Source organism: Lentzea aerocolonigenes, from assembly GCF_000955955.1.
GTDB lineage: Bacteria > Actinomycetota > Actinomycetes > Mycobacteriales > Pseudonocardiaceae > Lentzea > Lentzea aerocolonigenes_A.
Window position 1 is genome coordinate 1 of sequence record NZ_JYJG01000574.1, and the last position, 7,778, is coordinate 7,778.

The following is a 7,778-nucleotide window of genomic DNA, read 5'->3' on the forward strand; positions in this document are numbered from 1 at the left end:
GATCAAGAGTTGGCGGTACTTGCAGACGCCAACAGAGCAGACCCCTTGGAATCAGCCGTCTAGAGGGTCAGCAGGTCGTTGTCCTCCAGGAAGTCCGCCACGTCGTCCGGTCCGTGCCTGGTCACGTCGAACTCGAACACGGGCAGGATCGACTTCTTCGCGAGCTCGCGGAGTTGGCGCTGTTCCTCGACGAACGGCTCCAGCGACACGTACTGCTTCGGGTTCGCGCTGATCTTCAGCCGCTCGGCGCGCGCTTCCTCGAACGTGTCGTCCGGCCGGGTGCACAGCACGATCGCGAAGTTCAGCGGCTTCAGCCGTTCCTCCAGCCACGCGAAGTCGAACTCACGCCCCTGCGTCGCCTGATAGGCCTGCGTGGACAGGTGGAACCGGTCGACGATCCACGAGTAGTAGCGCTGCAGTTCGAACAGCCGCACCCACGTCTCGTAGGTCTCCAGCGCCAGCTCGGTCTCGTCTTCCGCGAAGTTGATCAGCCCGCGCCCCCACGGCTCGTTGCTGAAGGCGCTCCACTCGGCCGAGATCAACGGCGAGTGGTAGCGGTACTTGCGGTGACCGACGAGCCGCGGGTGCTCGTTGAGCGCGTACGCCAGGTCCGTCTTGCCGGTCAGCCGCGTGCCTTCGAGGATCACCTTGGGCGTGAGCTTCATTCTGTTAGCTTGCCTTGTGATCCTGTGCCTCGACGTCGGTTCCACCTGGACCAAAGCCGCGCTTCTCACCGACGAGGGCGAGCTGGTCCGGACCGGACAGCACCCGACCACGCCGCCCGAGGTGTTGCACGGCATCGACGCGCTGCGCTCGGAGGTCGGTGACGGCGAGATCCTGGCGTGCTCGTCGGCCGGCGGTGGCCTCAGGCTCGCGGTCGTGGGCCAGGAACGGGTCGTGAGTGCCGAGGCCGGCTATCGGGTCGCGTTGTCGGCGGGCGCCAAGATCGTGCACGTCAGCGCGGGCCCGGTCGACGTTCGTGCGCTGCGGGCGTCTGCTCCTGATCTCGTGCTGCTGGTCGGCGGCACGGACGGCGGCGACCAGTCGGTCCTGCTCCACAACGCCGCCAAGCTCGTCCGCGTTGCCGTGCCGATCGTCCTGGCAGGCAACATCGAGGCGCAGCCGGAAGCGTTGCGTCTGCTGGCGTCGAGGACCGTCGTGGCGTGCCCGAACGTGCTCCCGGACGTAGGCCGGCTCGCCCCCGAACCGGCTCGCAAGGCGATCCGTGCGGCGTTCCTGCAGCACGTGATCGGCGGCAAGGGCCTCTCGCGCGGCCCTCGTTTCCGCCGGCTCGTGCGCGCCGTGACGCCAGACGCGGTGCTGGCGGGTGTGTCGAGACTGGCCGCTCAGGACCGTGAAGGCGCAGTGTTGGTGGTGGACGTCGGCGGCGCGACCACGGACGTCTACTCGGCGGTGTCCACGGCGGACAGCGAGGGTCTGGAACGGACCGTCGCCCTCCCGCCGGACCGCCGCACGGTCGAAGGCGACCTCGGCATGCGCTGGTCGGCACCGGGCGTGGTCAAGGAAGCCCACGCCGAACGCCTCACCACCGAAGACCTCACGCACGAAGCCCAGCTGCGTGCCGAGAACGTCGGCTGGCTCCCGGACGATCCAACGGTCGACGTGAAGCTGGCGTCGTTCGCGGCGATCCTGGCCGTCCGCCGGCACCTGCGCCAGGTCGACGGCCAGCTCGGCCCGCACGGCGCAGGCTTGCTGGTGTTGTCCGGCGGCGTCTTCCGGCACACGCCCGATCTCACCCCGGTGATCGAAGCGCTGCGCAGCGACCCGGTGCTGCGCCCAATCCTGCGCACCGCCGAGATCACCGTCGATCGCGACTACGTCCTGGCGCCGGTGGGCCTGCTCGCCGAGTCGGGGCGGCTCGAAGCCGCCGACCGACTCGCGAAGCGACTGACCTAGGCGGACTCCTCCTCGTCCACGAACTCCAGGAGGTCACCCGGCTGGCACTCCAGCACCCGGCACATGGCCTCCAAAGTGCTGAACCGCACGGCTTTCGCCCGCCCGTTCTTCAGCACCGCGACGTTGGCAGGCGTCAGCCCGACCTTCTCCGCGAACTCGCCGACGCTCATCTTGCGCTTGGCCAGCTCGACGTCGATGCGCACGATGATCGCCATCAGATCACCGACTCCATGTCGGCGCGCAACGTCGTCGCCCGCTGCAACAGCGCCCGCATGACGATCAGCACGAGCCCGAGCACTGAAACCCCCGTCGTGATCACGAAGAACAACACCAGCACACCGGGGTCATCGGCGATGAAGCCGAGGTAGATGAACACGGCCACCAGGACCACCCAGCCGGCCGCGATCGCCCAGACCATCACGTCGACCCACTTGATCGCAGCGTCGGTGAAGATCAGATCCTTGCGCACCAACGTGAGCAGCTTCCACGTGGCCACGATCACCACCTGCACGCACAGCACCCAGAAGATCGCGACGATCATGATCGCGAGGTTCTCGGTCGCGCGGTCCGGGTGCTGCTCGACCGAGTACCGGTACGAGCCCGGGATCGACAACGTCTCCAGCATGACGAGGACCCCGAACAGCGCCACCAGGAAGAACCGGAGCGCCATCACCGCCCAGCGTTCAGAAATCATGCGATCGAGTATCGGTAGTGATCTATCGAAAGTCAATCGGTAGTGATCGTGTTGCAACAGGTCTCTACAGTGATCGCCGTGGGACTGCGTGAGCGCAAGAAGACCGAGACCCGAGCAGCGCTGTCGGAAGCCGCCCTGCGGCTGGCCCTGGAGAAGGGCGTCGACAACGTGCGCGTCGACGAGATCGCCGAGGCCGCGGGCGTCTCCCCGCGCACCTACAACAACTACTTCCCGAGCCGCGAACACGCGATCGTCGCGGGCATCACGGCCTCCCGCGCCGAGGCCGTCGCCTCCGCACTGCGGTCCCGGCCTGCTGCCGAGCCCTTGGTCGAGTCGATCATCGCCGCTTTCGCCGAGCAGTACCGCGAACCGCCGTCCGAAGCCGTCACCCTGATCAACTCGACCCCGGCGTTGCGCGAGGCCTACCTCGACTCGACCGCTTCCATGGAACCGCCGATCGCCGAGGTGATCGCCGAACGGCTGGGCAAGTCCGAGTTGGGCGCCGAGGTCCTGGCCGCCGCGGTGTCGGCGGCGGCGCGGATCGGCATGCAGCGCTGGGTGGACCTGCGCCCGTCCGGCCTGGTCGTGATGACGGCGACGTCCGTGGAGGACCACCTGCGCGAGGCGATCAGCCACCTCGCGCCGGCGCTCACGTGAGCTCGTCGGCGAGCACGCACATCAGCAGTTCGTCGTGCCACTCGCCGTCGCGGTGGAACGCCTGCCGCAGCCGCCCGTCCACCTGGAAGCCGAGTTTCTGGTACGACCGGATCGCCCGTTCGTTCGCCTCGACCACGGTGAGCTCGATCGAGTGCAGCCGCAACGTGCGGAACCCGTACCGGCAGAGCGTGCGCAGCGCGTCCGTGCCGTAGCCGCCGCCCCAGTACTCCTGCTCGCCGATGTAGATGTCGACCTTGCCGCGCGCGTTGACCGGGTCCGCGTCCCGCAACGCGACGATGCCGATGGTCTTGCGCTCCTCCACCGTCTCGACGCAGAGCGTGACCTTCTCGTACGAGTTCTCCTCGCGGTCGGCGAGGCGCTTGCGCAACCCGGCCAGCGACTCGTGGAAGTAGGCCTGCAGCCAGCGCATGACGTTCTCGTCGTTGTGCCAGCGGTAGAGCGCGTCGGCGTCCTCCGGTTCGAGCGGCCGCAGACGTACGAGATCACCAGTCAGCATGAGCCGGAGACTAGGAGCCGCCCAGCGTGTCCCGCGACCGGGTTTCCGGCCTCCGCGCGAACGGCAACGGCGGCGCTTCGGGCGCGTCCACGTCCAGCAGCCCAGCCGCGATCGCCACCGCCCGATCCCACTCCGGATCCGACGTGTAGTCCGAGTGCGCCGACACCCCGGACCGCCACCGACGGCCAGGAAACGGTCCCCGCTGCGGATCCGGCAACCAGTGGTCGCCCCCGAGCACCAGCGCCCCGGTAGGCCCGCGCAGGGCAGGCGCCAAGGCACCCTCCGAGCCGTCCTCCCGGTACCCGACACCCAAAAGCATTCCGTCGAATACTTGCCGCCGCCACGTCGTCACCGCGCCGCCCAACGGATCCGTTCCCCGGCACAACGCCCGCCAACGCCCGTCCAGTCCGCCAGCCAACCGGGCCAGCGACGCATGCGGCACCACGGCCGGAAACGCCCGCGGATAGGCCCACTGCAACTGCGAACCAGCCGTCACGAGCCCGATCCGCTCACGGTCGTGCGCAGGCAGGTCCTCCAACAACCGCGCCGCCGCAACAGCAACGAGCAACGACCCCTGCGAATGTCCGCAGAGGACCACCCGAGTCCCGGGGTCGCGCAGGTGGTCCTGCACGCGCGAAACCAGCTCCGGCACGACCTTCAACGCATAACAAGGCGGCACGATCGGATGCGCCTCACGCGGCCAGAACTGCGCCACGTCCGCGATGATCCCCAGCCGCCGCCCCGACTCCGGCTGCCGAGCCGCCAAGTACACGGCCCGCAACAGAGACACAGCCAGCAACCCGAGCACGAACACGCCGAAAGCCGAAACCGGCACCGTCCACGAAGGCAGCGGCACGTTGCGCACCCGAAGGAAAGTCGCCACCACCGCACCGACCACCAGCACCGAAGCGATGATCATGATCAGGTGATGCCCGTGGTTGCGTTCCCAACGTGCCCACCACCACGCCCGAGTCGCGGTGCGCAGGTCACGCATCCGGCCCGAGTGCAGCAGAGAGGCTTCGCGCGCCCACACCTTGCCCTTGCGGAACGCCCGCCACCTCACCGCGCTGGTGAAAGAAGCCACCGCGAACGTGCTCAGCAACCCCAACGCCCCGGCAACACCCCACAAAAGAGTGATGTAGGAGTAGCCGACCGGCAGAGCCAGCCCGTCACCCAGAGCTTTCCGCACCGGCAGCGCGATCCCGGCCCCGAACCCGCCACCCAGCAGTCCGGCAATGGCCAGAACGGGCGCCGAGAACCACCCGCCTGCCCAAGGCCGCAGCTCACGCGGCAACGAAGCCCAGGACTTGCGAGCCAGCAGAGCGGCCGGCACCAGCAAGGCCCCGAACAACACCAGCACGAACGCCAGCAGCAACGCCAAGACCTGCACGGTCACGTCCGCACCGGGAACGCGAGTGGGCAGCTGCTCCTGCAGTCCCAACGTCGTCAGCACCAAAAGCGCCGACAACACCATCAGCACCCGGCGAGGCTTACGACCCAGAGCGGCGCGCAACCACCGTCCACCACGATGAGGCGCCCCACCGGTCGGATCGTCGAGCAGCAGCACACCGAGCACCGACACCCCGATGAACACCAACGCCACGACCCACGCGGAACTAACCGCCACACCCATCGGCCCACTAGCCGTGAGCTGCTTCAACGGCCCGCCGAGCGCAATCAGCGAGCCCACCGCCAGCGCGACGACGACGTGCAACGAACGCAAAGCAGGCGTGTCCGGGTCAGTGGCGACGTGCGCGCCAGGCAGCCCACTAGAAGGCGACTGCTCCGACTCCTCGGCGTCCGCGATCTCCCGCCGCTCGATCCGCCACTCGACGTGCGAGATCCGCCGCATCACGGAGATCAACACGATGACTGGCAGAAGTCCCAGAAACGTGCGGAACCAGGGCAGCAGTCGCACATCGGTTGGAATGCTGGTCAGACACGCCGCACCCGGCCGCAGGCACTGGGCGGCGAGCAGGTCGAGGCTCACCACGGAGACCTGCGCGACCAGCAGCGCTGTCAGGAGCAGCGCGAACACCCGCAGCAACGACCGCAGGCAGAGTCCGAGCAGGTGGCCGGGCAGGTTCTTCTCCGGAACAGGAGGCAGCATCCAGTGCGCGACGTTCGCGATGCTGAACGGGAACAGCAGCGCCCACGTGGCCTTGGCCACACCTCCGGACGTCATCCCACCCCAGAGGTACCCCTCGACCACGCGGGGCACGGAGCGTCCCTCGGTCTGCAGCACCGGGCCCGGCGCGGGCCTGCGGAGTCTGTCCGCCGGGCGCACGATGCGCCCGAGCCCGTCTCCCGCAACGTCCACGGCCGCGACGGCGTCGACCAGCGTCTGCGGCGTCGTGCCCTGCACGCCGTGCACCCGCAGCTCGACGACGCGTGTGTCCGGGCCCGCGATCAACACCCGAGACCTCCCTCACCCAAAGTAGGGGTCATAGTGGTGCATCGGCGGGCGGTATGGTCGCAAGACACCCTTTCTGAAGTGCCCTGGAGGACTTCGCAATGACCTCGGACCGCTTGCAGACCCGCAACGGGATCGACTTCGCCGTCGCCGATCTCTCGCTCCACGAGTTCGGCCGCAAGGAGATCCGCCTGGCCGAGCACGAGATGCCCGGCCTGATGGCGTTCCGTCGCGAGTACTCCGGGGTGTACCCGCTCAAGGGTGCGCGCGTCTCGGGCTCGCTGCACATGACCATCCAGACGGCCGTTCTCATCGAGACGCTGGTCGACCTCGGCGCCGAGGTGCGCTGGGCTTCTTGCAACATCTTCTCGACCCAGGACCACGCGGCCGCTGCCGTCGTCGTCGGCCCGTACGGCACGGAGGAGGAGCCCAAGGGCGTCCCGTGCTTCGCGTGGAAGGGCGAGACGCTCGAGGAGTACTGGTGGACGGCCGAGCAGATGCTCACCTGGCCGGACGGCAAGGGTCCGAACATGATCCTGGACGACGGCGGCGACGCGACGCTGCTGGTCCACAAGGGCGTGCAGTACGAGGCGGCCGGTGTCGTCCCGAACGCCGAGGCCGACGACGCCGAGGAGTGGAAGATCATCCTCGAGACGCTGCGCGCCTCGCTCGCGGCGGACGGCAAGAAGTGGACGAACATCGCGGCGGGCATCCGCGGCGTCACCGAGGAGACCACGACGGGCGTCATGCGCCTGTACCAGCTGGCCGCCGCCGGTGAGCTGCTCTTCCCGGCGATCAACGTCAACGACGCCGTGACGAAGTCGAAGTTCGACAACCGCTACGGCATCCGCCACTCGCTGATCGACGGCATCAACCGCGGCACCGACGTCCTCATCGGCGGCAAGGTCTGCGTCGTCGCGGGCTACGGCGACGTCGGCAAGGGCGCGGCGGAGTCGCTGCGCGGCCAGGGCGGTCGCGTGATCGTCACCGAGATCGACCCGATCTGCGCCCTGCAGGCCGCCATGGACGGCTACGCGGTCGAGCGCCTCGAGGACGTCCTCGACAAGGCCGACATCATCATCACCACGACGGGCAACAAGGACGTCGTGATGGTCGAGCACATGGCGCAGATGAAGCACCAGGCGATCGTCGGCAACATCGGCCACTTCGACAACGAGATCGACATGGCCGGCCTCGCCCGCTACCCCGGGATCCGCCGCAACAACATCAAGCCGCAGGTCGACGAGTGGGTGTTCCCCAACGGCCGCTCGATCATCGTGCTGTCCGAGGGCCGCCTGCTGAACCTCGGCAACGCGACCGGCCACCCGTCGTTCGTCATGTCGAACTCCTTCTCGAACCAGGTGATCGCGCAGATCGAGCTGTTCACCAAGCACGAGGAGTACGACAACGAGGTCTACCGCCTGCCCAAGGTGCTGGACGAGAAGGTCGCCCGCATCCACCTGGAGGCGCTCGGCGGCAAGCTCACCAAGCTGACCAAGGACCAGGCCGAGTACATCGACGTCGACGTCGAGGGCCCGTTCAAGGCGGACCACTACCGCTACTGAGTTCACGATGAAGGG

The 7,778-nt window shown here is 68.1% G+C and carries 8 protein-coding genes; 3 read left to right on the top strand and 5 right to left on the bottom strand.

Going from position 1 to position 7,778, the window contains the following annotated elements:
• Nucleotides 1-59: 59 nt before the first annotated feature.
• The gene (locus UK23_RS47265) at nt 60-665 is read right to left on the bottom strand and encodes a hypothetical protein (protein WP_045318417.1); all 606 of its coding nucleotides are present in this window, start codon (nt 663-665) and stop codon (nt 60-62) included.
• Here UK23_RS47265 and UK23_RS47270 point away from each other — a divergent pair.
• Nucleotides 655-1,917 (top strand): glutamate mutase L, encoded by a 1,263-nt coding sequence (locus UK23_RS47270; RefSeq protein WP_231115008.1) that lies wholly within the window; start codon nt 655-657, stop codon nt 1,915-1,917. The two genes, UK23_RS47265 and UK23_RS47270, sit on opposite strands and share 11 nt — an antisense overlap.
• Here the strand turns inward: UK23_RS47270 and UK23_RS47275 are convergent.
• Together UK23_RS47275 and UK23_RS47280 are read right to left on the bottom strand one after the other, a co-directional pair.
• Nucleotides 1,914-2,132: a helix-turn-helix domain-containing protein gene (locus tag UK23_RS47275; protein WP_045318418.1), complete on the bottom strand. Its 219-nt coding sequence runs from the start codon at nt 2,130-2,132 to the stop codon at nt 1,914-1,916. The genes UK23_RS47270 and UK23_RS47275 overlap by 4 nt on opposite strands.
• Nucleotides 2,132-2,611, bottom strand: coding sequence for a DUF2975 domain-containing protein (locus tag UK23_RS47280; protein ID WP_045318419.1), 480 nt, complete (start codon nt 2,609-2,611; stop codon nt 2,132-2,134). Before UK23_RS47280 ends, UK23_RS47275 begins: the two co-directional genes overlap by 1 nt.
• A 78-nt stretch (nt 2,612-2,689) precedes the next feature.
• Between UK23_RS47280 and UK23_RS47285 the strand changes: the two genes are divergently transcribed.
• Entirely contained in the window at nt 2,690-3,268 is a 579-nt protein-coding gene (locus tag UK23_RS47285) for a TetR/AcrR family transcriptional regulator (RefSeq protein ID WP_231115009.1), read from the top strand.
• Here UK23_RS47285 and UK23_RS47290 read toward each other — a convergent pair.
• Together UK23_RS47290 and UK23_RS47295 are read right to left on the bottom strand one after the other, a co-directional pair.
• On the bottom strand, nt 3,261-3,785 hold the full coding sequence (locus UK23_RS47290; RefSeq protein WP_045318420.1) for a GNAT family N-acetyltransferase: 525 nt from the start codon (nt 3,783-3,785) through the stop codon (nt 3,261-3,263). The genes UK23_RS47285 and UK23_RS47290 overlap by 8 nt on opposite strands.
• Nucleotides 3,786-3,795: 10 nt before the next feature.
• Nucleotides 3,796-6,201 (bottom strand): hypothetical protein, encoded by a 2,406-nt coding sequence (locus UK23_RS47295; protein WP_045318424.1) that lies wholly within the window; start codon nt 6,199-6,201, stop codon nt 3,796-3,798.
• Between the two features lie 98 nt (nt 6,202-6,299).
• Between UK23_RS47295 and ahcY the strand changes: the two genes are divergently transcribed.
• Nucleotides 6,300-7,763 (top strand): adenosylhomocysteinase, encoded by a 1,464-nt coding sequence (gene ahcY, locus UK23_RS47300; protein ID WP_045318421.1) that lies wholly within the window; start codon nt 6,300-6,302, stop codon nt 7,761-7,763.
• Nucleotides 7,764-7,778 lie beyond the last annotated feature (15 nt).

Bases quoted from the DNA above. Each gene is read 5' to 3' on its own strand.
- UK23_RS47275 (WP_045318418.1), bottom strand. From the start codon at position 2,132: ATGGCGATCATCGTGCGCATCGACGTCGAGCTGGCCAAGCGCAAGATG.
- UK23_RS47265 (WP_045318417.1), bottom strand. From the start codon at position 665: ATGAAGCTCACGCCCAAGGTGATCCTCGAAGGCACGCGGCTGACCGGC.
- ahcY (WP_045318421.1), top strand. From the start codon at position 6,300: ATGACCTCGGACCGCTTGCAGACCCGCAACGGGATCGACTTCGCCGTC.
- UK23_RS47290 (WP_045318420.1), bottom strand. From the start codon at position 3,785: ATGCTGACTGGTGATCTCGTACGTCTGCGGCCGCTCGAACCGGAGGAC.
- UK23_RS47280 (WP_045318419.1), bottom strand. From the start codon at position 2,611: ATGATTTCTGAACGCTGGGCGGTGATGGCGCTCCGGTTCTTCCTGGTG.